This is a genomic window from Rathayibacter agropyri (genome assembly GCF_013249015.1).
Lineage (GTDB): Bacteria > Actinomycetota > Actinomycetes > Actinomycetales > Microbacteriaceae > Rathayibacter > Rathayibacter agropyri.
In genome coordinates this window covers 634,106-656,029 of record NZ_JABRPL010000002.1, presented here as the reverse complement: position 1 = coordinate 656,029, position 21,924 = coordinate 634,106, and the positions used below count along the sequence as shown (strand labels likewise).

Sequence of the window (21,924 nt, the reverse complement as noted above, 5' to 3'; positions counted from 1 at the left end):
GGAACTTCTATTCTCTCAAACGGGAAGCCGATGCCTCTGAGCGACACACCCGAATCAGACCTTATGAATAACGCTCTAAGGCACAAGAATGACTAGGGCGAGCCACAGCAACTTTTCCGATCGAGCACTTCGGGATCGGATTATAAGTACAATCGCTATTGTCGTCAAAGCGGTGTAGGCTGCATACCAGCCTGCGCTAGCGATGAGGAGTCCTGCGCCTGGTTCTATCTCGTCAGTAACGTCCGGCTTTTTTCCTCCTAAGATGAAGTCGCGTATCCGTGGTCTCTGCCGACGTTCAGCGCAACCCAAGCGTTCCAGCTACCCCATGGCGCGGAAACGTCGCTTTGGCCGCGGAGTACCGCCGGACCGCTAGTGCCCTCAGATAATTTTTTCACAGTGAAAGTGGGGCTGGTGCACTGGACGCCCCCGCATCTCTGCCAGGTCATGCCTGTTCCGATGATCTGGTCGTAACCGCCTTAAATAAGTGAGTAGCTTGCTACGAAGCCGAGCTGGACGACTCCTCCGCTCCAGGAGGCGGTGATGGAGCAGGAGTTGAAGTTGGAGTAACCAGATCCGGTCTGGACCCGACATCCGCCGCTTCCGCCATCGGAGTTATCTCGCCAGCGGGAAGATCGAGGACAGTGGCGGCATCTCCGCTACTGTATTCGCCGAACCATCTGGGAATGTCGAAACAGTTACTTCTTCCCCGTCTGATGCAAGCGGCCCATCTCCGATCTGCGTGAATGTGTAAGTCGAGACCGGTGCGCCGCCGAGGAAAGCGTCTACGGGCTGCCCGCTGTTCAGCTTCTCTACCAGGGCGTCGACCGTTCCTTCGGGGGTGCCGAGAGATGCATACCCCGCTCTCATCTCATCCCATTGCTCTTCCGCCGAAGCTGCTGCGGAAGTTGGCGCAATTGCGCCAACGCACAAAAGAAGCCCCCCGAAACAAGCTGCAATTTTGGACATCCTCATCCATACCCCCAGGGTGACGGCTTCGCGGAGCGAAGCACTGATCGTGTCCTTTCGAACCTACGACGGAACTGGAAATATGACAAAGGTTGTCCCTCCAACTGGGTTCCATCGGTGGTCGGGATACGGTGACCCCGCGGAGCCCGCGGTGCAGTGGGCAGCGACGGGCTCGCCGCGGCCGAGGGCATCGAGTTCAGTGCTTAAGCTCGCCGAGCGATGGGTGAGTACGTCGAACGCCACGGCGCTTGACGGCCCGAAGGGCGTGCCCTCCGCCGCGGTGACACGGCTTCAGTCGAGCTCACGCGTCTGAGCGAGGGGAGCGCCAACGTCACGGAAGTCTCCTCCGAGTGGCGATCGAGCCCCCGCTGGCCGCCGGCCCAGTACAGCGCCACAAGGTGACGCTGCTAGGCGTCGGTCGCTCGGTCGCTCGCCGCTACGGCTCCCGGTCTTCCGAATCGGCGGCAAGCGTTTGCACGGTGTCGAGGACGGCCGCGAGGGCTGCGTCGTTGATGGAGAAGTAGCGCTTGCGGACGTCGGTCTCCGAGCGCGGCGGGTGGACGTCGACGATCCCCAGTTGCTCGAGCGCGAGGAGATTCCGGCGAACGAGCGCGCGATTCAGGCGGAGCTGCTCGGCGAGCCGGATCGGCGTTGACGGACCGTGCTTGCGGAGCTCGAGCAGGATGGCGACGCGGACCTTCGTATTCAGCACGTCCATAGCGCGATCGAACTCGTCTGGAAAGCCAAAAGGGTCAGCACGTTCGCCCATGTCCCCCAGTGTCGGGGCTATGAAGAACGGCAGGCATTGGGGAGACGGGAGGTCTCCCAAAACATGCCACGACCCCAAGGAGTGCCCATGCTGCTGACGATGATGACCGGTCGGGTGGTCGGAGCTCCCGAGCCGTTGGATGTGAGCACGGATGCCGGCCGTGTGGTGTTCTCCTGCCTGATCGAGCAGCCCGACGTCGCGGATGCCGTCGTTTACGCGATGTGCGGCGGCAGCGTGGTGATGACGACACTCGCGACCGTGCGGGTCGGGGATCTGGTGAGCATCTTCGGGACCGCGCGACTCCTCCCTGCGCCGGGGAGCGAAGATGAGCCGTGTGTGACGGTCGACATCGAGGTGGCCGAGACGACCGTCCTCGCCTCGCGGCCCGCTGCCGCGTAGCTCTACTCGCAGAGACGCACCCGGGAGACGTTGACGGTGAATGAGACGTGAGACACTCCCGGCTTTGTCGCTCAGCGAGTTTCCCGTGACGTCGATGCCCTCGTCCAGCCCACGGGCGCTATGCGCCGGATCGCGGCCGACATGAGTGCGGCGCACGGGCTGGAGCCGGATTGGTTGAATGACGCGGTCAAGTTGAATGACGCGATTACTCGAGCTAGGCAGAAGGAAGAACGGCCGCGCGAGGCGGACCAGCCGGTCGAGCACGCGTTCGCGGTCGCCCTCGGCGAGGCCCGGGCCGTCGTCGTCCATAGTGATCGAGACGGAGCCGGCCCTGGCCTCGACGGACACGTCGATCCGGGAGCGGGCGAAGCGGGCGCCGTTCTCGAGCAGGTCCCCCAGCACCTGGCCGAGCCGATCGGCATCGCGGCCTCCGGGACGACCGCCGGATCCAGCGGCTGAGACTCCAGGGCCAGGCCCGCCCCTCGACTCAGGGAACCCCGTCGAGGGAGCCATCACCAACGGGCTCCCTGGACGGGGTTCCCCGGGTCGGGACCCGTCAGCGCACGAGCCCCGCCGCGGCCGAGCCCCAGGAGGCGAGCGCCGCCTGCACGCGGCCGTCGCGCGCCAGGCCCAGCGCCTCGGCGTAGCCGTCCTCTAGCACGTCGTCCAGCTGAACCCGCGCGCCCGTCTCGGAGGAGCGGACCGCCGCCTCCACCATCGCGAGGCTCCGCACGTTCGAGTGCACCTCGCCCGAGGGCACCGCCCCCGTGCCCAGCACCCGCACGAACTCGGCGAGCGAACCGGCGATCTCCTCCGGCGTCGGCTCGAGCGACGCGACCTGCACCGACTCCGACTCGCGCGACTGCCACTCCGGGGCCGCGTCCCCGTCCCAGTGCGCGGTGCCGCCTGCGCCGTTCACGTGCCAGTCGCCGTTCCACGACGTCTCGAGTCCGTCGGCGCACCAACTGCCCGTGTAGCTGAAGCGCACCCCGCCGGCGAACTCGAACACCGCGGTCGCCGCGGCTCCGTCGGCGTACCAGCTCCAGCCTGGGTTGTACTCCTCGCAGTAGACCGCGACGGGGTCGCTGTCGAGCAGGTACCGCGCCGCGTCGAAGGCGTGGATCGCCATGTCGACCAGCAGCACGTGGTCCATCTCGTCCCGGAAGCCGCCGAAGCGCGGCGCCTTCGCGAAATGCACGGACGCGGTCCCCAGCTGTCCGAGTCCGGCGATCTGCTCGCGGAAGGCGGCGATCGCCGCGTAGTAGCGCCGCGACTGGCTGGTCATCAGCAGCTGGCCGGATGCTTCGGCCGTCGCCGCGAGCACGAGCGCCTCGGCGATGGTCGGCGCGATCGGCTTCTCCGAGAGCACGGGCAGCCCGGCGAACAGCGCCTCCGTGCTCACCGGCAGGTGCGCGCGCGGCACGGTCACGTTGACCACGGCCTCGGCTCCGGAGCGAGCGGCGACCTCGGCGACGGAGGTGCCGACCGCGACCGGCGCGACCCCCTCCTCCTCCGCGGCGCGCGCAGCGAGATCGACGTCGAGATCGACGAGCCCGACCAGCTCGACATCGGGGGAGTCACGGAGGGTGCGGATCCACGCGCGCCCCATCGCGCCGGCCCCGACCTGGACGATGCGCAGCGTCATCGGACCAGCGTCCCCTCGTAGTCCTCGCCGTTGTGGAAGTCCTCGGTGCGGTAGCGCTGGAGCACCGGTAGGCGGCGCTCGGGACGCGAGGACCTGGCCCACTCGACACCGTTCGCGATCACGCGGCGCACCTCCTCCTGGTGGTAGACGGGGTAGTCCTGGTCGCCGGGCGAGAAGAAGAAGATGCGTCCGTGGCCGCGCTTCCACGTCATCCCGGAGCGGAATACCTCGCCGCCCGAGAAGGTCGAGAGGAAGACCAGCTCGTCGGGGGCTGGCACATCGAAGAATTCGCCGTACATCTCCTGCTGCGGGATGACGAATGGGTGCGGCACGCCCTGCGCGATCGGATGCGTCGGATCGACGGTCCAGACCAGCTCGCGGTCCTGCTCCGAGCGCCAGCGCAGCGTGCAGGTGGTGCCCATCAGCTTGCCGAAAATCTTCGACCAGTGGCCGGAGTGCAGCACCACGAGGCCCATGCCCGAGAGGACGTGGCGCTGGACGCGCTCGACGATCTCGTCGGCGACGTCGCCGTGCGCCATGTGGCCCCACCAGACGAGCACGTCGGTGGCGTCGAGGACCTCCTCGGTGAGTCCGTGCTCGGGCTCGTCGAGCGTGGTGGTCAAAACTCTGGCGTTCTCGCCGAGGTTTGCGCGGATGCCCTCGGCGATGGTCGCGTGCATGCCGTCGGGGTAGATCACGCGGACCTTCTCCTCGATCTGCTCGTGGCGGTTCTCGCCCCAGACGAGGACGCGGACGGGGGAGGAGGGTGTGGTCACGGGGAGTCCTTCTTCGGCGGTGGAGAGGGGGGCGGCAGTGGAGAGATCGAAGCGTGGTTAACCGCTTTACCATTCGCGTCTCCTAGGATGCGGGAGACGTCCGCCCCGCGTCAACCGCGGGCTGGCACCCGATCCGGAGGAGGCCGCGTGGCCACGATGAGGGACGTCGCGCGCCTCGCGGGCGTGTCGATCGCCACGGTCTCGTTCGTCGTGAACGACTCCAAGCCCGTCTCGCCCGAGACCCGCGAGCGGGTGCAGGCGGCCATGCGCGAGCTCGGCTTCCGCCCGCACGCCCTGGCCCGCGCCCTTGCGCGTCGCCGCTCCGGGATCATCGCGGTCGTCTATCCGCTCGTGTCGAGCCGGCCGCTGAACACCGCGACCTCTTTCCTCCTCGGGGCCGCGGAGGCTGCCGCGGAGCAGGGTCACTCGATCGTCCTGTGGCCGACGGTCGGCGGATCCGAGCGGCTTGCCGACCTGCGCGCCGATGGGCTGATCGACGGCGTCGTGCTGATGCAGGTGACCAGCGAGGACGAGCGTGTGCCGGTCCTGCGTGACTCCGGAACTCCCTTCGCCCTGATCGGACGCACCCGCGATCCGTCGGCGCTCGACTGGGTCGACATTGACTTCGAGGGGATGGTCGAGGAGGCGCTCGGACGCCTTGCCGGGTTGGGGCATGAGCGGGTGGCGCTGGTGCTCGGCCCCGAGAGGGAGGGAGCGGCCGACTTCGGGCCGTACGCGCGCACGCAGGAGACGTTCGAGCGCGTGTGCGCGGTTCGCGGTGTCTCGGGCGTGCTGCTGCGCTGCGAGGAGTCACCCGCCGGTGGCCGCGGGCTGGCCCGTTCGCTCGAGACCGACTCCGTCACGGCGGTCGTCATCATCAACGGAGGCGCCGCCGTCGGCTTCGCGCACGAGCTGCGGCACCGTGGGCTGCGCGTCCCCGACGACCTCTCGATCGTGCTCCTCGCCTCCGACCCGGATGTCGCCGACCTGGCCGACCCGACTCTGGAGCTGCTGGTGGCGCCGGGCCGCGAGCTGGGCCGCCGCGGGGTGGAGGCACTGCTCGCGCGCCTCGCCGACCCGGCCGCGCCGCTCCTCCAGGAGCGTCTCGCCGGCCCGTGGCGCTCGGGCGGCTCCCTCGGCCCGCCGCGGTAGCGCGCCTTCGGCTGAGGGAACCCCGGCGGCGGGGGTCACCCCGAGTGGTGCCGGCCGATCGGCAGCACCAGCGGTGTCCGAGACACCGGGTCCTCGATCACGCGCGACTCCATCCCGAACACGGCGCGCACGGTGTCCGCGGTGACTACCTCGGCAGGGGTCCCGGAGGCGTACAGCGCGCCCGAGCGGACGGCGAATAGGTGGTCGGCGTAGCGAGCCGCCAGGTTCAGGTCGTGCAGGACGATCACGATCGTGGTGCCTCGCGAGCGGTTCAGGTCGGTGAGCAGATCCAGCACTTCTACCTGGTGCGACACATCGAGGTAGGTCGTCGGCTCATCCAGCAGGAGCACGTCGGTGCGCTGCGCCAGCGCCATCGCGATCCACACCCGCTGCCGCTGCCCACCCGAAAGCTCATCCACGGCACGATCGGCGAGCTCGAGCGTGCCCGTGTCGCGCAGGGCATCCTCGACGATCGCGTCGTCATCGCCTCCCGAGCCGCGCCCGAACAGCCCCCGGTGCGGGTAGCGCCCGCGTGCGACGAGGTCCGAGACGGCGATTCCCTCCGGCGCGATCGGCGTCTGCGGCAACAGCCCCACTTGCTGCGCGACCTGCCGCGTGGGAAGCCGGTGGATCGCCTGCCCATCGAGCAGCACGCTGCCGGAACGCGGAGTGATGAGCCTGGCCATCGCCCGCAGGAGCGTCGACTTTCCGCAGGCGTTCGCGCCGACGATGACGCTGATCGCGCTGGTCGGCACGGTGAGCGAGAGCCCGTCAATGACCACGCGCTCGTCGTACGCGAGGGTCACCGCGTCGGCGCTGAGGGTGTGCGGTGCGGTCACAGGGAGCCTCCGGTGCGGGTGCGGCGGGCGAGGAGCCAGAGCAGGAATGGGGCGCCGAGCACGCCGGTGACGACTCCGACCGGGAAGCGGGCGCCCGAGAACAGCGCGCCCACCACGTGCTGCGCGAGCAGGTCGGCGGCAAGCACGACGACCACGCCGACGAGGGCGGAGGGGAGGAGGAGTGTGCGCGCGCTCGGCAGCAGGCGCCGCGCGATCGGCCCGGAGACGAAGGCTACGAAAGCGATCGGACCCGTGGCGGCCGTCGCGACGGCGACGAGCCCCACGCCGACCGCGAGCAACGCCAGGCGGCTGCGGCGCACGTCGAGTCCGAGTGCCGTCGCCGACTCATCGCCCAGTTGCAGCACCGACAGCCGGCCCGCGAGCAGCAGCGCGAGCGGCACCAGCACGAGCATCGCGAGCGCGAGCGGAGGCACGGCCGGCCACGCGGTGGAATTGAGACTGCCGGTGAGCCAGCGCAGCGACTCCTGCACGTCCTCAACCTCGGCGCGCGTCTGCACGTAGGCGATGACGCTCTGGAACATCGCCGCGACGCCGATGCCGATCAGGATGAGCCGTGCCCCCATCACTCCAGAGCCCTCGGCGAGAGCCGCGATGAGCAGCGCGGTAGCGAGCCCGGCGGCGACGGCAATCGCCGAGACCGCGCCTCCCGAGAGCCCGAAGAAGGCGATGGCGACGACGGCCGCTGCGCTCGCCCCCGACGTGACGCCGATGATGTCGGGGCTGGCGAGAGCGTTGCGCAGCATCGTCTGGAAGATCACGCCGCCCATCCCGAATCCTGCGCCGACCAGCACGGCGGTGATCGTGCGCGGCAACCGCAGTGTGCCGACCGTGAACGAGGCGCCGGGTACCGTCTCGCCGAGGATCACGCGGACGACCTGCGGCACCGAATACACCGTGCTACCGACTGTGAGCGACACGACGACGAGTGCGAGCGCCAGGGCGGCGAGCACACCGCAGCCGATCAGCGTGCGGCGTTGGCGGCGACGGCGTCCCGTCACGGTGCCTGCGCTGACGACTCCGACTGCGACTCCCGCGCTCACAGCGCTCGCACCTTCGAGCGCCGCACGATTGCGATCAAGACGGGCGCGCCGATCAGCGCCGTGACGATCCCGACCTCCACGTCGCTCGGCCGGGCGACGACGCGCCCGACCACGTCGGCGACGAGCAGCAGCAGCGCGCCGAGTAGAGCGGAGGAGGGGAGCAGCCAGGCGTGCGCGGGCCCGGTGACGCGGCGAGCGAGGTGCGGCACCACCAGCCCAATGAAGCCGATCGGCCCGGCGATCGCGGTCGCGGCTCCACAGAGCAGCACCGCGGCGACGCCCGCGACCAGGCGGATGCGCCCGACGCGACGGCCGAGACCCGTCGCCAGGTCATCGCCCAGGGCCAGGGCGTCCAGTCCGCGGGCGCTCGAGAACGCGAGTACCGCGCCGACCGCGAAGAAGGGCAGGACCTGCACGATGCTCGCCGTCTCGGCCCCGCCCACTCCGCCGACCTGCCAGAACCGGAAGCGATTGAGCGTCGTCTCCTGAGTGAGGAGGACGGCGCTGATGAGCGAGGTGAGCGCCGCGGCGGTGGCGGCTCCGGCGAGGGCGAGGGTGAGTGGAGTCGCGCCCTCGCGCCCGAGCGAGGCCACGGCATAGACGAAGGCTCCCGCGGCTGCCGCGCCGAGGAATGCGAGCCAAATGAACTGCGGCAGGCTCGTCGCGCCGACGCCCGCGATGCCGAGCACCACGGCGAGCGAGGCTCCGGAGTTGAGGCCCAGGATGCCCGGGTCGGCCAGCGGATTGCGGGTCAGCCCCTGCATCACCGCGCCCGCGAGCCCGAGTGCGGCGCCGACGAGAATGGCGAGGATCGTCCGCGGCACCCGGCCCTGCACTGCCGCGTCGACAATCGAGGCGGAATCTGGGGCGGTCAGCGCCGGCCATATCTCGGCGAGCGGGATCTCGCGGGAGCCATACACGAGGGAAAGCACGGACGCGACGGCGAGGAGCGCCGCGGCCAGCGCGAGCATCCGGAGCCGGGCACGCCCGGAAGCGCCCCGGCCGCGAGAACTGTCGCGTCCGGGGCGCCCGAGGGAAGCGGCGGATCCGGTGCTCACGACACCTTGTCGGCGGCCGCGGCGAGGCCCGCGGTGTACTCGTCGAGCACCCACGGGATGCTCAGCAGGTTGGGTGACGAGGTCGCCATCGCGGCGGAGGAGCCGTCCTTCAGCACGTAGACCGAGCCGCGCGCGACGGCTGGGATCTTGGAGAGCAGCGGATCGGCCTGCAGGGCGGCGAGGGTCGTGTCGTCGCCGTACACAATGAGCACCGCGGCGTCGAGCTGGTCGGCGTTCTCGGCGCTGACGGTGCCGCTGAAGGCCTCGGAGTCGCCCGAGAGCTTGGTGATGCTGGGAGCGACGTCGAGGCCGAGGTCCTCGACGAACTTCACCCGCGCGTCGTTCGGCGTGTAGTACGTGAAGGTGCTCGCGTCGGTCGGGTTGTACCAGCCGTACATGAAGGTCGTGCCCGCGAGCTGCGGGTGGGAGGCGAGGGTCTGGGTGATCGTGCTCTCGACCTCGCCGACTTTGGCGACGGCCTCCTTCTCGCGCCCGAGCGCGGCTCCGTCGAGCTTCGCCGAGTCCTGCCAGGTGGTGGCCCAGGGCAGGCCCGGGTACGCGACGGTGGGCGCGATCTGGCTGAGCGTGTCGTAGTCCTGCCGGGTGATGCCGGAGTAGGCCGAGAGGATCACGTCGGGGGCGAGGTCCGAGATCGACTCGAAGGGCACGCCGTCGGTCTCGTCGAAAAGGCTCGGAGTCGTGGCTCTAGCGGCATCGAGGGCCTCCTTGGTCCAGGCCAGCAGACCATCGCCGTCCTCGTCGCCGTAGGACGCGCGGGTGAAGCCGACGGGAGTGACGCCCAGCGCGAGCGCGACGTCCTGGTTCGTCCAGCTTGTCGCGACGACACGGTCCGCCGACTGGACCGTGGTGCTGCCGAAGGCGTGGTCGACGGTCACGGGGAAACCCTCGCTCGCGGAGGCGGCGGTGCTCTCGGAGGTACCGTCGGCGCCGGCGTCGGCCGAGCAGGCGGTGAGCAGCATCGCGGCGAGGCCGAGCGAGGCGACGGCGGTCAGGCGGAGGGGAGTGCGGGTGGCGGGCACGGCGATCCTTCACAGGGCTGTCGGGTGGGGGTACAGGGCTGTCGGGTGGGGGTACAGGGCAGTCGGGTGGGGGTACAGGGTTCTCAGGACTAACGAAGGTTACCCTAACCTAACTGCCCGCGCGGGGCCACCGCAGATGCCCGCCGATACCCCTCCTCTCCCTCCCCTCCCGCTGAGGTGCCCGAAAATGCAGCGAATTCGCTCGAATCGCAGCACTCTCGGGCACCTCAGCGCGCAACTCAGGAGGTGCGAGCGCGCGTGACGAGGCGGCGCAGGTGCTCGCGGGGCGCGAGGGCGCAGTGCACGGAGGTCCCGAGCACGAGGGTCTCGCGGGCGCTGCCGTACTCGGGCCAGTCGCCGCCGGGGTCGCCGGTTGCGGCGAAGGCCGCCCAGCGCGCGCCGATCTCGTCGCTCAGACTCCACGGCGCAGCGGGTCCCAGCGTGGCGCGAGCGGCGGCGGAGTCGTCCAGGTGGCGAAAGAGGAACGGTAGTTCGAGCGAGTGCGTGGCGCCGCGGGAATCGTCCAGCCGCCACGTGAAGAGCGCCGCGCGGGTCGACCCGGGAGCCGAGGCTCGCGCGTCGAGTAGCCGCTGGCTCGGCTGCCGGTAAATCTCGTCGGTAACGCAGGCCTCCAGCGCCTCCGCATCGGTGGCCTCCCGGCCGAGTTCCGCCGCCAGCGCCTCCCGGTACGCAGACTCCCGCGACCCGGCCCACTCCGGCAGGAGCACGTCGAGGTGCCGCTCCAGCATCGCCCGCAGCGCCGGGCTGTCGGGCGCCGTCAGATCCACTGCGCCCGACGTTTCGTTCACATTCGTCGTCACGATCAGATCGACGGTGCCAGAGGCTCCGGCCGCAAGCGCCGAGACCGGGTCGCGAATCAGCAGCCGCCCGTCGAGGTTCGGCCGGAAAACGGCCTCCGTGTTCGGCCCCGCGGCGGACCGGCGGGCGAGCAGCCTGTGCTGTGCCTCGATAAGGCGCTGCCAGGGCAGATCCAGGAGTTGTTCGGGCGCCGCGTCCAGCAACTCCAGCAGCTCGCTCGTCACCGCCTCGCCGTTCTCGCGTGAGCCGATCCGCTCGGGGTTTGCACTTTGCAGCACCGCCCGCCCGAACAGCCCCTCCGCCGCCGGCGCCGCCAGGAGCATCGCCACCGCCGTCGCACCCGCCGACTGCCCGGCGACCGTCACCCGGTCAGGGTCGCCTCCGAACGCCGCAATCTCCTCCCGCACCCAGGCGAGGGCGGCGATCACGTCGTGCAGCCCGAGGTTTGCGGAGTCGCGGACGTCATCGCCGAGGACGTGGTCGAGGGTGAGGAAGCCGAGGGCGCCGAGCCGGTAGTTCACCGCGACGATGACGGTGCCGGTGCGAGCGGCGAGACGCGCGCCGTCACAGAACCGTTCGGCGTTGGATCCGGCGACGTGCAGCCCGCCGTGGACCCAGACCAGGACGGGACGTCCCTCCGCCCCAGCCGGAGCCCACACATTCACGGTGAGGCAACCCTGCTCGCTACCGCCGGCCGTCTGCGGAGCGCTCGGCCCGGACTCACCCGCGTCGCGCACCCCAGCCCAGCACTCGACGGGGAGCGCCGTGTGGAACCGCGGCGCCTCCCCCGCATACGGCACGCCCAGGAAAGCGAGCGCGTCACCGTCTGGCGTGCTCACCCACCGGCCGCGCAACCGCCCGGCGACGGTCGCGACCTCAGGCACTGCGCTCACCCGCCCCGCCGCCGTCTCCTCGACCCGCGGGACCCGCGAACTCTGCCGCCACCTCAACCACCGTGCCCTTCGCCTCTGCCCACCGCCCAGGAGAGTACCCGCTCCCGCTCCCGCTCACCCCACCCGTCCTCCTCCGCGAGATGCCTCTTGAGTACGCTCCCTTCGGCGTGTCGCGTACCCCCAGCTGGCATCTCGCGGCGGGGGAGGGGTTGCCGCAAGGCGGGTGGAGGGATTGGCTGGCATGAGGAAAGAGAGGTGTCATCTATGACGCAGACCTTCCCCGCGTGGTTGCGGGATCAGCAGAAGAGGGACGACGAGGTTGGCGTGTTCGCGCAGACCTACGGTGGCCGTGATGATCTGCCGGAGCATGGCGGCCGGGCGATCTACGACGGCTACTTCGCCAGCGAGCCGGAGGCGGCGCAGGCCGATCTGGAGCGGGCGTGGATGGAGTTCGAGGCGCACCCCGAGCCGTCCGCCACATCCGACGAGCCGGAGGGGCTGCGATGACTGACCAGACCCCGAGTCCCGTCGAGGACCCAGACGACCAGGCCGACAAGCCGTCGCAGGCCGAGGGCGAGGATGAGCGCGAGACTCCGCACGAGGTCCTGCCCGCCGAGGGCAAGCCGTCGCAGGCGGAGGGCTGAGCGCGAGTTCGTGAGAGGAAGGGGCGGCGCCGCCCTGGCCCGCCCCTCCTCTCCTCGCGTGAAGCGCGCACTCGACAGCACACCGTCAGCCGGTCACTAGAGTTCCGCCCACATCGGCCGAGACCGTGTAGATATCGGAGAAGAGAACGGCCCATCCGCAGTCGACAGCAGCGTCGTCTTTATCTTCTTTCGATCGGACGGAAGTGGTGAGAGGTGAAAGCGGGCCGCGCGAGGAACAGTGAGGCTCCGAGCTGCATCACGGAGGACCAGAGTGGATTGTCGGAGATATAGTCGTGCCCGCCGAGAAGCGGACCCCATCCGGCGAACGTCGAAACGACGCCGAGGGTTTGCAACAGTGCGAGGAAGACGAGTGCGAGGCGTGCCCCCACAGGAAGAGCGGGCAGGGCGATCACGGAGAAGGCTGCGACCCACGCGATGGCCGGAGCCGCGAAGAATGTGACCAGGAAGAGCAGTCCCAGATCCCCGATCGGGTATGCGTTCGGCTGCGGCCTCGACACCGCGAAGACGAATTGGGTCGCGCCGGCGAGGAGAAGGGCAGTCCGCCGGAAAGCCAGCGCAGTGCGCGCGCGAATCCCGAAGGCCAAGACCCCGTAGGCCATGAGTGCGAGTGTGGCGGCGGCGAGGAACTCCGGAAGGAAGGGCCGAGAGAACTCGTTGATGGAGTGAAGACGCCGGAGCGCCGGCGCGGCGAGGAGGAAGGCGATGTTCGCGATCCCAGCCAGGAGGAAAAGCCAGAACGCACTTCTCAGTACGCGAGAACCGAGCACAGGAGCGGCGGAAACTTCCCCAAAAGTGGAGACCACGTCCTCGACCTCCCCCTTCGCCATGACTGATTCTCAGTGGCAGCGAGAGTACCTTCAACTCGACCACCACGGCACAGCAGTGGCGCATCCTGCGCCATAGTCAGGCAAAGAACTGAGGCGACGTCGGAGCGGGGCCGTGACTCGAGTTGATGAGGGACTGACGTTCCGCGCCCCTCCTCTCCAGAACGCCTCAGCGGCTCGCCGCCTCCAGTAGCTCCTGCGCCTCGGCGCTGCACGGATACCGCGAGAGCACCCGCTCGAGGTCGCGGCGGGCCGGCGCGCACCGTCCTTCGGCCAGATGGGTGCTCGCCCGCTCCAGAAGCGCCTCCGCCCGCAGTTCGAGCGGACGCGTGCTGGTGACGGCGGGGCGCACCACCCGGCCGAACGCGTCGAGCGCGCCGTCGATCAGTCCCAGTTCCCGCAGTGCGATCCCCCGGCGGATGAGTACGGCGGCGGAGGCAGCGTCGAGGTTCTCGACCGGAGCCGAAAACCGCGCAACATCGTGCCAGCGGCGCCGAGCACAGTAGAGCGCGGCCAGCGTCGACGCGGCGAGTGTTGACGGCTCGAGCGTCTCGACCGCGGCGATCGCGCCGCCCGGGTCCAGCGTCGAGGCGAGTTCGGCGAAGACCAGCCGTAGCGCTGTGCCGTCGAGGGGTACCTCGACGTCGAGCCCCCCGCTCAGGGGCAACCGCACGGTGAGCACTATCCCGTACCGGCGAAGGAACGAATCGGTGCTCGGGTCGTAGCGGAGGCGGACGAGCCAGCAGGCGAGCCGCATCGCACGGTCGTCCTCGGGGGAGCGGAGGGCGTCGCGAACCAGCTCGACGGCGACCGCCACTCGCGAACCCTCGGGAAAGGAGGCGGTCGCCTCATGCAGGTCAGCGGCGGGTGCGCCAGCCCGGATCAGCCGGATCAGCGGCGCTTCCCACGGCGGCGCGAGGGCCGAGGGGCGCACGAGACCTGGGCCGCTGGGCATCGTCAGGGTGCCCGACAGGCGGCATCGGTTGTCGCCACGGGTCAGCGGATCGCCCGCCGGCTCCAGGCGCGGACGCGTCAATATTCGGAGTTCCCCACTCCGTCGGAACCCGACCCCCACGGCCATCTCCTCCGCTCGCGACGGTCGCTCACAGCCGTCGACCCGCCGAGTGTACGGGGTCTAGAAAGTCCGGCCCCTCAAACGGGGCGGCTCGCACGAGCGACAACCGCCGCAAATCCGGTCGTGCGCTCCCCGGTTATCCCCCACTCGGGAGGTACGGCGCCGCGCACAACGACGTGCGCCGGCATCCCGCCAGCACGCCCCGCCCCGCCGCCAGGGAAACCCTCGACGGTTCGCGGTTCCCTGAGCTGGATCCCGTACGTGCGGATGAATCTGAACTCAGGAGATTTTGTCGAATCTCACGCACTTCGCCGTTAAGACTGACAGGTATTCACAACTCACGGGAGTATGCAGACATGACTCAACAGCGAAATCGCGCGGCCGCATCGTGGTCGCCGTGGGGCTTCCTCGCGGTCGCATTCGTTGGGACGATGGCCGGCAACGGCGTCTCGGCCGTGCTCGGGGCAGTTGATCCGTGGAAGCCGGTGATCATCGCGATCACCCAGGCGGTCGTCCTGCTGATCGGGTGGGCAGTGCTGAACCACTTCCACCGTCGGCGCTCCTCCAACCAATCAGGCACAGGGTGAGATCCCTCCACCGGGGAACCCCGTCGAGACCGCCCGTCATAACGGCCTCCCTCGACGGTCCGGGGTTCCCTCAGCCGGCGAGGGAGGCCGCGACGCGCAGCGGCATCACGTCGGGCTTCTCGGCGGTGCTGGCGATCGGGATGACCGCCTTCTCGGAGTTCGAGCGGAGCACGGCATCCATGATCTCGAGCACGTGCAGCGCGACGCGGCCGGAGGCGCGGTGCGGGCGATCCTCCGCGATTGCCTCCGCGAGGTCAGCCAGTCCCACTCCGCGCCCGGTGCCGATCACGCCGGCGGAGTCGGGCACGACCTGCCAGTCCTCGTCGCGGACGGCGACCTCGACCGGGTCCGAGAACATGTTCGGGTCGGGCACTGAGATGGTCCCCTCGGTACCGTAGACCTCGAACTTCGGCGCCCGGCTGCGCCAGATCTCGAAGCTCACGGTGACCGTCGTCGCGACTCCATTCGCGTGCTCAAGCAGCGCGGTGATGTGCGTGTCGATCGACACAGGGATCGGCGTGCCCGCCTTCGGCCCCGTCTCGATCGTGCGCGGCCGGTCGGAGCGTGTCGCCAGCCCGGTCACCCGCACGACAGGCCCGAAAAAGTGCACGAGCGCCGTCAGGTAATACGGACCCATGTCGAGCAGCGGCCCTCCGCCGGGCTGGTAGTAGAACTCGGGCGCCGGGTGCCAGCGCTCGTGCCCGGGCGCGGCCCAGTGCACCTGCGCGGCGATCGGCGTGCCGATCACTCCGGAGTCGAGCGTGCGGCGAGCGGTCTGAACCCCCGTCCCGAGCACCGTGTCGGGAGCGCTCGCGAAGCGCAGACCCAGCTCGTCGGCGAGGTCGAGCATCGGCGCGGCCTCGGCCGGAGTGAGCCCGAGCGGCTTCTCGGCGAAGACGTGCTTGCCCGCCTTCAGCGCGCGGGTGCCGATCTCGACGTGCGCTGCCGGGATGGTGAGGTTGAGCACCGCGTCGATCTCGGGGTCCTCGATCAGCGCATCGACGGTGAGGGCGCGGACGCCCTGCTCGTCGGCGATCTGCTGCGCGCGCTCCTGATTCAGATCGGCGACCGCGACCAGGCGGAGGCTGGGGAAGGTCGGGAAGTTGGCGAGGTACTGCTCGCTGATCTTCCCGACTCCGATGATGCCAACGCTCAGCGGGACGCCCACAGCATTCCCCTCTCGATGATCGTGCGGACGTTCTCGTCCTGGAGGATCTCGACGCGGTGGCCCGGCGTCGAGACGAAGATGCGGCCCTCGCCCCACAGGCGGGTCCAGATCGCGGGGGAGGTGATCGGACGCTTCCACGGATCCCACGGGCGGACCGCCTGCGTCGTGGTGGCGAGCACGTCGTTGTAGTCGTCGTGCAGCACCCAGTACTGCTCGGTGACCAGCTCGAAGTCCGAGATGCCCTGCGTGATCGGGTGGTCCACCGCGAGGGCGGTCATCTCGATCGTGTGCGGCACGTAGTTGTCTGACTGCTCGCCGGTGCGCTCGTCGGGGTGTTTGCCCGGGTGCGAGGCGAACTGCCCGCCGATCAGCTGGAGGTAGTCGGAGTTGTCGCGGTAGGAGTCGGCGATCCCGCCGTGCCAGCCGGCGAGGCCCGTGCCGCGTTCGACGGCTGCGCGCAGGCCCAGGAACTCCTCCCACTGGATCGACGTCATCGTGTTCGACTGCACGATCAGGTCGACCGTGGTCATGAAGGTCTCGTCGGCGTACACGGCCGTCGACTCCTCGACGCGCACGTCGTAGCCGTTCTCGCGCAGGAAGGGCAGGAACAGCTCGGTCGCTTCGACCGGTTGGTGGCCGTCCCAGCCCCCTCGGACGACGAGCGCCGTCTTGCCGGAAGTGGTCGGGGGGAGGTCAGTCATCGTCGTCCTCAGGGGCCGGGCGGAGTACTCCGCGGTTCGTCGTTGAACAGGACTTGCGCAACTTCCGCGCCGCTGTCCCGGGCGTCGGCCCATTCTGCACCGCTCCGCACCGGGGAGCAACCCGAGCGAGCGGGGCGGTCGAGCGGTTCTACTTGCGAAAGTCTCGGTGGGCTACGGTGGGGTCATGCGCGATCCCGCCGACGATGAGGCCGCCACCGGAACGGCCCGCCGCCCCACAATGGCCGGCATCGCCGAGCGCGCCAGGACGAGCGTCCCGACCGTCTCAAAGGTGCTCAACGGTGGCACCGACGTGTCCGAGGCGACCCGCCTGCGGGTGATGGAGGCGGCGCACGAGCTCGGTTACCGCCGCCGTCCGCGCCTGCGGCCGCCGGTCGAGGACCCGCACGTCGCGCAGATCGTCGATGTCGTCGTCGGCCACATCAGCGGCACGTGGATCGGCCCAGTGCTCGCGGGCATCGAGGCGGAGGCATCGGCCGCGAACGTAGATCTGGTGCTCACACGCGCTCGCGACGACGGCGCCTGGATCAGTCGCCTCCTTCGCCGACCCTCGCTCGGCGCGATCGTGGTGCTGGTGAACGTCTCGGCCGCGCAACTGCACCTGCTCACCACCGCCGAGTTGCCCGTCGTCGTCGTGGACCCGAGCACCCGTCCGCCCGCCGATGTCTCGAGCGTCGGAGCGACGAACTGGGACGGCGGGCGCATGGCCGCCGAGCACCTCCTCGGCCTCGGCCACACCCGGCTCGGAGTCGTCGGCGGAACCCGCGACCAGCTCTACAGCAGCGCGCGGATCGACGGCTTCTCCTCGGCGCTGCGGGCAGCGGGAGTCGATCCGCCCCGCATCGCCTACTGCGACTGGGACCGCGAGCTCGCCCGGGAGGCCGTCGGCGCGATCTTCGCCGAGCCCGAACCTCCGACCGCCTTCTTCGCCTGTTCGGACGTGATGGCCCTCGGCATCTACGAGGCGGCTGACGACGCCGGTCTGCGCATCCCGCGCGACCTCAGCGTGGTCGGCTTCGACGATGTCGAGGAGTCGGCGTGGGCGACCCCGCCGATGACCACGATTCAGCAGCCCATCGGTGAGATGGGTGCTGTCGCCTTCCGGATGCTGCACCAGGCGCACCGGTCGGCGACTCCGCTCGCCTCGGGCACCCGCATGGAACTCGAGACGCGCCTGATCCGCCGTGCGTCGGTCGCGGGAGTGCGAGAGTAGATCGCCTCCTCCCTCACCCGGCCTCGACTGGACGCAGACCTCAGCGCCGCTCAGCCGCGCCGTACAGCCGTCGGATGAGCAGCGGACCGCCGATTCCGTGCAGGAGCAGGCTGCCGCCGACGACGAAGCCCGTCGCGGCCAGCACATCGAAGCCGTCCTCCGAGGGGAGCGCGTTGAAAGCGATCAGGCCGAACACGATCGAGGCCGCTCCCCGCGGGCCGAGCAGGGCGATGACGAGTCGGTCCTTCCTGGTCGTCTTCGTGCCGAGCAGGGCCAGGAGGACGGGGCCGATGCGGCCGACCGTCAGGGCGAAGAGCGCGAGGAACAGGGCCGGCCACCAGTCCACCGACCCGGTGATCAGAATGATCCCGATCAGGCCGAAAGCGAACCAGAGCAGAAGCGTCAAGAAGGAGGTCACGTCCTCGACCAGGGGCGTCTCCAAGCGGTCGTCCCAGCCGCGACCGCGGGCGAGACGGAACGCGATCCCGCAGACGAACGCCGCGACGAAGCCGTTGCCACTCACCGAGACGGCCACGGCGAAGGTGAGTACGGGTAGGGCGAGAAGACCGATCCGGATGCTTTGGCCGTCCGCCCAGCCTGCGGCGCGGGCCCACCGGAACAGGCGTCCTGCGCCCACACCGAGGGCTGCGCCGACGACGAGAGCGATGAGACCCGCCGGTGCTGCCGCGAGGAACGTGGTCAGGGCGTTCTGCTCCGGTCGCGCCGACTCGGCGGCGAGAGCGAGGGCGCCGAGGAGCACCGGTGTGACGAGACCGTCGTTGTAGCCGCTCTCGATGCTCAGCCAGCGCCGCACGCGTGCGGGAATCCGGGCGTCGCGAATGATCGACGTTTCGGGGGAGAAGTCGACCGGCGTCGCGATGCACGTCACGGCGATGATGACCGGGAGCGAGAGGCCGAGCGGCAGGGCGAGCCCGACCGCGAGGATGCACGCTGCCGAGAGAGGGAGGGCGATGAGCAGGAGCCGCAGCGGGACGGCGCTGAGGGCCGCGCCGGGCGGACCCTTCACATCGATCGCGTCCACGAAGAGCAGCAGCGCGAGAACCACCTCCGCGACCAGCAGCGCTGCCTTGGAGTCGAAGAACAGCGTGCTCTCGTCCGCCACGAACCAGCCGGCGATGGCCCCCAGTACGGCCATGAGGAGGGGCCCGCTGACCGCGATTGCCCGGAGTTTGCGGTGCGTGAGCGCCCAGATGACGGTGGCTCCGGTCACGAGCAGCAGGGCGGTCACCTCGTGACGGTAGCTGGTCGTCGTCGCCGCGGTGGCCGGGAGGCGCACTCGTGACGCGTTCGCCGTCGGGCGGGCGAGATCATCGACCGAGCGCTCCGGCGACATCGCCCGGTAGGGACACCCCGCGTTCGCTCCGCATCGTGAGGATGTCAGGTGGTGTGGTTGTGGCCGGCCGACGCGATCCCGGCTTGCACGATCTCTCTGACGGCCCTGGCCCGCCGAGTTGAGATGCAGGCAATCCGTGCCCTCTCGGAGGCGGTGACCCACGCCGCGCGCACATTCGCGGCGGCTGGCTGAAGCAATGATCCTCCGGAGCCAGCGCGTGCCGAGTTTCCTCCTGAGCACGGAAAAACGAAAAATATGCTCGAGATTACGAAGTCATCTCCTTGTGAGCCGCCAGTCCCGCGGCCTGTCGCGCAGGATCGAGCCGTACGAAAGAACAACTAGGAGGAACAAATTGACTCAGCAATTCGAATCGACGCGAAAGATTCATGTGGGCGGCGAGTGGGTCATTCCCGCTGATGGCGGCTTTGATCGGCGCACACTGGTAGAGGGCGCGGCGTGGAGCATTCCCGTCGTCGCGGTCGCGCTTGCCACACCGGCCGCGGCAGCGTCCACAGCATTCGTCTGCCCTAGTGTTCCGGCCTCCTCTGGATGGACGGGTGCGCAGGGCATCACGGGGGATTCGAGCGGACCGGGTAAATACTACTGGAATCAAGAGCAGTGGGACAACGGAAAGGACGCGACCCAATCGGGCTCCCTAGAGTACTACATTGAATTCTCATTCAAGGGTGTCGCCGGCCACACCTACAACTTTAGCTGGTCCGCTTACGCGAACGGCGCTGATGCTGCTGCTTCCTACGTCGCTTATGATACCGTGATCGACGGGAAGACTGTATACACAGCCTCCAGTGATTCCACCTACGGGGGAGGGGCTGGGTTCCTCGACCCGAACACCTCGGCGCCGGTCGCGGCGTCTGCGACGTTCACTCCGACGGTTGACGGCACCTACACGTTCCGGTATAAAATCCGACTCTCCCAATTGAAGACGAGTCAGCATTCAAACCACAACATCCTGATCAAGATGCCAGCGCTAACCTGCTCCTGATCGACAGAAGGGTGTGTCTCGGTGCTTGCACCGAGACACACCCTTCTAACAGTCCCGCAGCCTAGATTGACATCTCGCCGCTCCTATGCAAGAGTGCGGCCTCGCTTCGGTCTGAAACGCGTTGGACGAAATGTGGCGAAAGTGTAGCACTGGTTGAGTAATCAACAGAATACGACGAATCGCAAATACCCACCGGTGTCCTTACCGCGTTCCGTCCTATACAGATGGTCGTGGGGTTGCGAGGAAGTTGAGGCTGGAGAAGATGCTGCGTGCTGATAGGACGGCATGGTCGAAAGGTGTTTCGCTCTCGGGCGAACCGGCTGCGGCGTGGCTAGAGACACTAAGCCGGTCTCCCGATCACCGAGATGACCTCCGACTCTTCGCCGACATCTATCGAGCGCAGGACATCGGTCTGGCAAGGATGTGGACGAGCGCTGGCGTGCTCACCAATGCCGACTCACGTGCTCCTGGAATCTCCATTACCGTACTTACCGAAGGTGAGATGCTGTTACGCGCTGGTGGTGAGGACCACTTGCTCGAGAAGGGAGATGCTGTTCTGTATAGGGCGGCGAGCCTGATCTCGACCGCGAGCGAGCTTCCCGTTGCGGTCCTCGAAATCGAATTGGGAACGGGATCGGGCGAGCGCTTGAACTCAGGGCTCATCAATGATTCCTATTTCGTCCCGCGGACTGTTCGAGCCGTGCGCCTGCTGTCCGTCCTCATCAACGAGATTCTCGCGAGTTCTGATGAGACGGACCAGCGCATCAGTCGGCGCTGCCTTATCGCCGTCGAAGCGATCGCCGCCGATCTCGTAGAGGAGACGGATTACGACCTGCCGAGCGGACTCAGCCCGTCGGATCGGCGCCTCGTCTCCGAGGCTCGCCGGATCATCAGATCGCAGCTTGACGACCATGCACTCTCGATCGCTACGCTCGCGAGCGAGATGTCTGTCACGGAGAGGCGCGTGCAGATGGCCTTCGCCGCTCTCGGTACCACTCCCACGAGGGAGATCCGAATGCGCAGGGCCGATGCCGCGGAGGCCCTTCTCCTGACGTACTCTCGCGTGTCGAGCATCGAACTGGAGCGAGTGGCGCACCAGGTCGGCCTCAGGAGCGCCCGGGCGGTCCGTGACCTGCTGGTGGCGTTCGATCGGACGATTCCTGCAGGCTGAGCGGGCCGAGAGTCTCCTCGCGCGGTTCTGTCGCACGGCGGGAAAGCCGGTCAGCCCCAGCTGGCGTCTGGCAGTAGCGTCGGGCATTCGCCGCCCGGTGTCGTGGCGAGTTCGAAGTGCCAGATCTCGTTCGCGTAGATCTGGCAGAGCCCGTAGTCGGCGCCGTGCCGCTTGAGCCAGTTGTCCGCGTCGGTGTGGCCGATGTCGATGGCGTCGCCCGAGACATGCCGGGACGTGGTGACGGGTGCGACCAGACGGCTCGCCGCCTCCTCGCTGCCGTAGGTGCGGACGGCGTCGTCAAACAGTGCCTGCTGGTAGCGCTCGCTGCGCCAGCCGTTCGTGACGACGAAGGAGACGTCATCGGCTTGCGCGTCGGTCGCGGCGGCCTGCATCGCGGTGCGGAGAGCCGGGCGGAGCCGCGCTATCGCAGGCAGGTCGTCGTCGAACGGGGAGATCGGTGCGGCGTCGTCGATGAATCCGTCCGTCTCTCCCGGCTGATCGGCAGGGATCAGCGCGGCCAGCGCCGGGTCGAGCCGCTGCGTCGTCGCGGCGACCCATCCGGCTCCGACCATGGCAACGAGGAGCACGACCGCCAGCACGAGTGCGGCAGCGAGAGTGCGGCGACGTCGGGCGGGGGACGCGGTGGTGGTGGACGTCGAGTACATGCTTCGAGCACACCAGGGCGGCTGTTGCAGGAGCGTCGGCCGATTTCGCGACGCTCACCATAT

Annotated in this window: 23 protein-coding genes and 1 pseudogene; 8 read left to right on the top strand and 16 right to left on the bottom strand. The window is 68.8% G+C overall.

Annotated elements, in window-relative coordinates; genetic code table 11:
* Positions 1-75 precede the first annotated feature (75 nt).
* Positions 76-168, bottom strand: coding sequence for a PLDc N-terminal domain-containing protein (locus HRF29_RS15570; RefSeq protein ID WP_484573224.1), 93 nt, complete (start codon positions 166-168; stop codon positions 76-78).
* A 1,234-nt stretch (positions 169-1,402) separates the two neighbouring features.
* Positions 1,403-1,735 carry an ArsR/SmtB family transcription factor gene (locus HRF29_RS08710; RefSeq protein WP_173247619.1) on the bottom strand — a complete coding sequence of 111 codons (333 nt, stop codon included), beginning with the start codon at positions 1,733-1,735 and terminating at the stop codon, positions 1,403-1,405.
* 87 nt (positions 1,736-1,822) lie between these two features.
* Between HRF29_RS08710 and HRF29_RS08705 the strand changes: the two genes are divergently transcribed.
* Positions 1,823-2,134: a hypothetical protein gene (locus HRF29_RS08705; protein ID WP_173247616.1), complete on the top strand. Its 312-nt coding sequence runs from the start codon at positions 1,823-1,825 to the stop codon at positions 2,132-2,134.
* Positions 2,135-2,437: 303 nt separating this feature from the next.
* On the opposite strand, the pseudogene HRF29_RS15335 reads toward HRF29_RS08705, so the two are convergent.
* The 3 genes and pseudogenes from HRF29_RS15335 to HRF29_RS08690 all read right to left on the bottom strand — a co-directional run.
* Positions 2,438-2,647: pseudogene (locus tag HRF29_RS15335) on the bottom strand (hypothetical protein); the annotation flags it as partial.
* Positions 2,648-2,690: 43 nt separating this feature from the next.
* A complete protein-coding gene (locus HRF29_RS08695) occupies positions 2,691-3,779 on the bottom strand; it encodes a Gfo/Idh/MocA family protein (protein ID WP_173247610.1) in 1,089 nt (362 codons plus the stop codon).
* Positions 3,776-4,555: a ThuA domain-containing protein gene (locus tag HRF29_RS08690; protein WP_173247607.1), complete on the bottom strand. Its 780-nt coding sequence runs from the start codon at positions 4,553-4,555 to the stop codon at positions 3,776-3,778. Before HRF29_RS08690 ends, HRF29_RS08695 begins: the two co-directional genes overlap by 4 nt.
* A gap of 156 nt (positions 4,556-4,711) precedes the next feature.
* Between HRF29_RS08690 and HRF29_RS08685 the strand changes: the two genes are divergently transcribed.
* Entirely contained in the window at positions 4,712-5,707 is a 996-nt protein-coding gene (locus tag HRF29_RS08685) for a LacI family DNA-binding transcriptional regulator (RefSeq protein ID WP_246226908.1), read from the top strand.
* A gap of 35 nt (positions 5,708-5,742) precedes the next feature.
* On the opposite strand, the gene HRF29_RS08680 is transcribed toward HRF29_RS08685, so the two are convergent.
* From HRF29_RS08680 to HRF29_RS08660, 5 genes are all read right to left on the bottom strand, one after another.
* Complete coding sequence (locus HRF29_RS08680) at positions 5,743-6,546, bottom strand: ATP-binding cassette domain-containing protein (RefSeq protein ID WP_173247600.1); 804 nt, start codon at positions 6,544-6,546, stop codon at positions 5,743-5,745.
* Positions 6,543-7,607, bottom strand: coding sequence for an iron chelate uptake ABC transporter family permease subunit (locus HRF29_RS08675; protein ID WP_173247596.1), 1,065 nt, complete (start codon positions 7,605-7,607; stop codon positions 6,543-6,545). Before HRF29_RS08675 ends, HRF29_RS08680 begins: the two co-directional genes overlap by 4 nt.
* The gene (locus HRF29_RS08670; protein WP_173247802.1) at positions 7,604-8,578 is read right to left on the bottom strand and encodes a FecCD family ABC transporter permease; all 975 of its coding nucleotides are present in this window, start codon (positions 8,576-8,578) and stop codon (positions 7,604-7,606) included. The genes HRF29_RS08675 and HRF29_RS08670 overlap by 4 nt, the downstream gene beginning before the upstream one ends.
* A gap of 83 nt (positions 8,579-8,661) precedes the next feature.
* A complete protein-coding gene (locus tag HRF29_RS08665; protein WP_343043698.1) occupies positions 8,662-9,705 on the bottom strand; it encodes an iron-siderophore ABC transporter substrate-binding protein in 1,044 nt (347 codons plus the stop codon).
* A gap of 239 nt (positions 9,706-9,944) precedes the next feature.
* A complete protein-coding gene (locus HRF29_RS08660; protein ID WP_173247593.1) occupies positions 9,945-11,417 on the bottom strand; it encodes a carboxylesterase family protein in 1,473 nt (490 codons plus the stop codon).
* Positions 11,418-11,681: 264 nt separating this feature from the next.
* Here HRF29_RS08660 and HRF29_RS08655 point away from each other — a divergent pair, with 264 nt between their 5' ends.
* Both HRF29_RS08655 and HRF29_RS08650 read left to right on the top strand, forming a co-directional pair.
* Positions 11,682-11,924, top strand: a complete 243-nt coding sequence (locus HRF29_RS08655) for a hypothetical protein (RefSeq protein ID WP_173247590.1) — start codon at positions 11,682-11,684, stop codon at positions 11,922-11,924.
* Positions 11,921-12,061: a hypothetical protein gene (locus tag HRF29_RS08650; RefSeq protein ID WP_173247587.1), complete on the top strand. Its 141-nt coding sequence runs from the start codon at positions 11,921-11,923 to the stop codon at positions 12,059-12,061. Before HRF29_RS08655 ends, HRF29_RS08650 begins: the two co-directional genes overlap by 4 nt.
* A 179-nt stretch (positions 12,062-12,240) precedes the next feature.
* Here the strand turns inward: HRF29_RS08650 and HRF29_RS08645 are convergent, their stop codons facing one another.
* A complete protein-coding gene (locus HRF29_RS08645; protein ID WP_173247584.1) occupies positions 12,241-12,909 on the bottom strand; it encodes a hypothetical protein in 669 nt (222 codons plus the stop codon).
* A gap of 166 nt (positions 12,910-13,075) precedes the next feature.
* Complete coding sequence (locus tag HRF29_RS08640) at positions 13,076-13,861, bottom strand: tetratricopeptide repeat protein (protein ID WP_173247580.1); 786 nt, start codon at positions 13,859-13,861, stop codon at positions 13,076-13,078.
* A 476-nt stretch (positions 13,862-14,337) separates the two neighbouring features.
* Here HRF29_RS08640 and HRF29_RS08635 point away from each other — a divergent pair, with 476 nt between their 5' ends.
* A complete protein-coding gene (locus HRF29_RS08635) occupies positions 14,338-14,568 on the top strand; it encodes a hypothetical protein (protein WP_173247577.1) in 231 nt (76 codons plus the stop codon).
* A 70-nt stretch (positions 14,569-14,638) separates the two neighbouring features.
* On the opposite strand, the gene HRF29_RS08630 is transcribed toward HRF29_RS08635, so the two are convergent.
* Both HRF29_RS08630 and HRF29_RS08625 read right to left on the bottom strand, forming a co-directional pair.
* Complete coding sequence (locus HRF29_RS08630; RefSeq protein WP_173247574.1) at positions 14,639-15,736, bottom strand: Gfo/Idh/MocA family protein; 1,098 nt, start codon at positions 15,734-15,736, stop codon at positions 14,639-14,641.
* Positions 15,721-16,437 (bottom strand): ThuA domain-containing protein, encoded by a 717-nt coding sequence (locus tag HRF29_RS08625; protein WP_173247572.1) that lies wholly within the window; start codon positions 16,435-16,437, stop codon positions 15,721-15,723. Before HRF29_RS08625 ends, HRF29_RS08630 begins: the two co-directional genes overlap by 16 nt.
* Positions 16,438-16,621: 184 nt before the next feature.
* Between HRF29_RS08625 and HRF29_RS08620 the strand changes: the two genes are divergently transcribed.
* Positions 16,622-17,668, top strand: a complete 1,047-nt coding sequence (locus HRF29_RS08620) for a LacI family DNA-binding transcriptional regulator (protein ID WP_173247569.1) — start codon at positions 16,622-16,624, stop codon at positions 17,666-17,668.
* 40 nt (positions 17,669-17,708) lie between these two features.
* Here HRF29_RS08620 and HRF29_RS08615 read toward each other — a convergent pair whose 3' ends face one another.
* Entirely contained in the window at positions 17,709-19,022 is a 1,314-nt protein-coding gene (locus HRF29_RS08615) for a cation:proton antiporter domain-containing protein (RefSeq protein ID WP_187698307.1), read from the bottom strand.
* A gap of 352 nt (positions 19,023-19,374) precedes the next feature.
* Between HRF29_RS08615 and HRF29_RS08610 the strand changes: the two genes are divergently transcribed.
* Positions 19,375-20,025 carry a hypothetical protein gene (locus HRF29_RS08610; RefSeq protein ID WP_173247566.1) on the top strand — a complete coding sequence of 217 codons (651 nt, stop codon included), beginning with the start codon at positions 19,375-19,377 and terminating at the stop codon, positions 20,023-20,025.
* A gap of 502 nt (positions 20,026-20,527) precedes the next feature.
* Positions 20,528-21,196 (top strand): helix-turn-helix transcriptional regulator, encoded by a 669-nt coding sequence (locus tag HRF29_RS08605; protein WP_173247563.1) that lies wholly within the window; start codon positions 20,528-20,530, stop codon positions 21,194-21,196.
* 50 nt (positions 21,197-21,246) lie between these two features.
* On the opposite strand, the gene HRF29_RS08600 is transcribed toward HRF29_RS08605, so the two are convergent.
* Positions 21,247-21,861: a M15 family metallopeptidase gene (locus HRF29_RS08600; RefSeq protein ID WP_246226832.1), complete on the bottom strand. Its 615-nt coding sequence runs from the start codon at positions 21,859-21,861 to the stop codon at positions 21,247-21,249.
* Between the last annotated feature and the right edge of the window lie 63 nt (positions 21,862-21,924).

Coding starts and splice junctions, on each gene's coding strand:
- HRF29_RS08620 (WP_173247569.1), top strand. CDS start 16,622: ATGCGCGATCCCGCCGACGATGAGGCCGCCACCGGAACGGCCCGCCGC.
- HRF29_RS08635 (WP_173247577.1), top strand. CDS start 14,338: ATGACTCAACAGCGAAATCGCGCGGCCGCATCGTGGTCGCCGTGGGGC.
- HRF29_RS08670 (WP_173247802.1), bottom strand. CDS start 8,578: ATGCTCGCGCTGGCCGCGGCGCTCCTCGCCGTCGCGTCCGTGCTTTCC.
- HRF29_RS08685 (WP_246226908.1), top strand. CDS start 4,712: ATGAGGGACGTCGCGCGCCTCGCGGGCGTGTCGATCGCCACGGTCTCG.
- HRF29_RS08705 (WP_173247616.1), top strand. CDS start 1,823: ATGCTGCTGACGATGATGACCGGTCGGGTGGTCGGAGCTCCCGAGCCG.
- HRF29_RS08645 (WP_173247584.1), bottom strand. CDS start 12,909: ATGGCGAAGGGGGAGGTCGAGGACGTGGTCTCCACTTTTGGGGAAGTT.
- HRF29_RS08600 (WP_246226832.1), bottom strand. CDS start 21,861: ATGTACTCGACGTCCACCACCACCGCGTCCCCCGCCCGACGTCGCCGC.
- HRF29_RS08710 (WP_173247619.1), bottom strand. CDS start 1,735: ATGGGCGAACGTGCTGACCCTTTTGGCTTTCCAGACGAGTTCGATCGC.
- HRF29_RS08655 (WP_173247590.1), top strand. CDS start 11,682: ATGACGCAGACCTTCCCCGCGTGGTTGCGGGATCAGCAGAAGAGGGAC.
- HRF29_RS08625 (WP_173247572.1), bottom strand. CDS start 16,437: ATGACTGACCTCCCCCCGACCACTTCCGGCAAGACGGCGCTCGTCGTC.
- HRF29_RS08640 (WP_173247580.1), bottom strand. CDS start 13,861: ATGCCCAGCGGCCCAGGTCTCGTGCGCCCCTCGGCCCTCGCGCCGCCG.
- HRF29_RS08605 (WP_173247563.1), top strand. CDS start 20,528: ATGCTGTTACGCGCTGGTGGTGAGGACCACTTGCTCGAGAAGGGAGAT.
- HRF29_RS08695 (WP_173247610.1), bottom strand. CDS start 3,779: ATGACGCTGCGCATCGTCCAGGTCGGGGCCGGCGCGATGGGGCGCGCG.
- HRF29_RS08615 (WP_187698307.1), bottom strand. CDS start 19,022: ATGTCGCCGGAGCGCTCGGTCGATGATCTCGCCCGCCCGACGGCGAAC.
- HRF29_RS08650 (WP_173247587.1), top strand. CDS start 11,921: ATGACTGACCAGACCCCGAGTCCCGTCGAGGACCCAGACGACCAGGCC.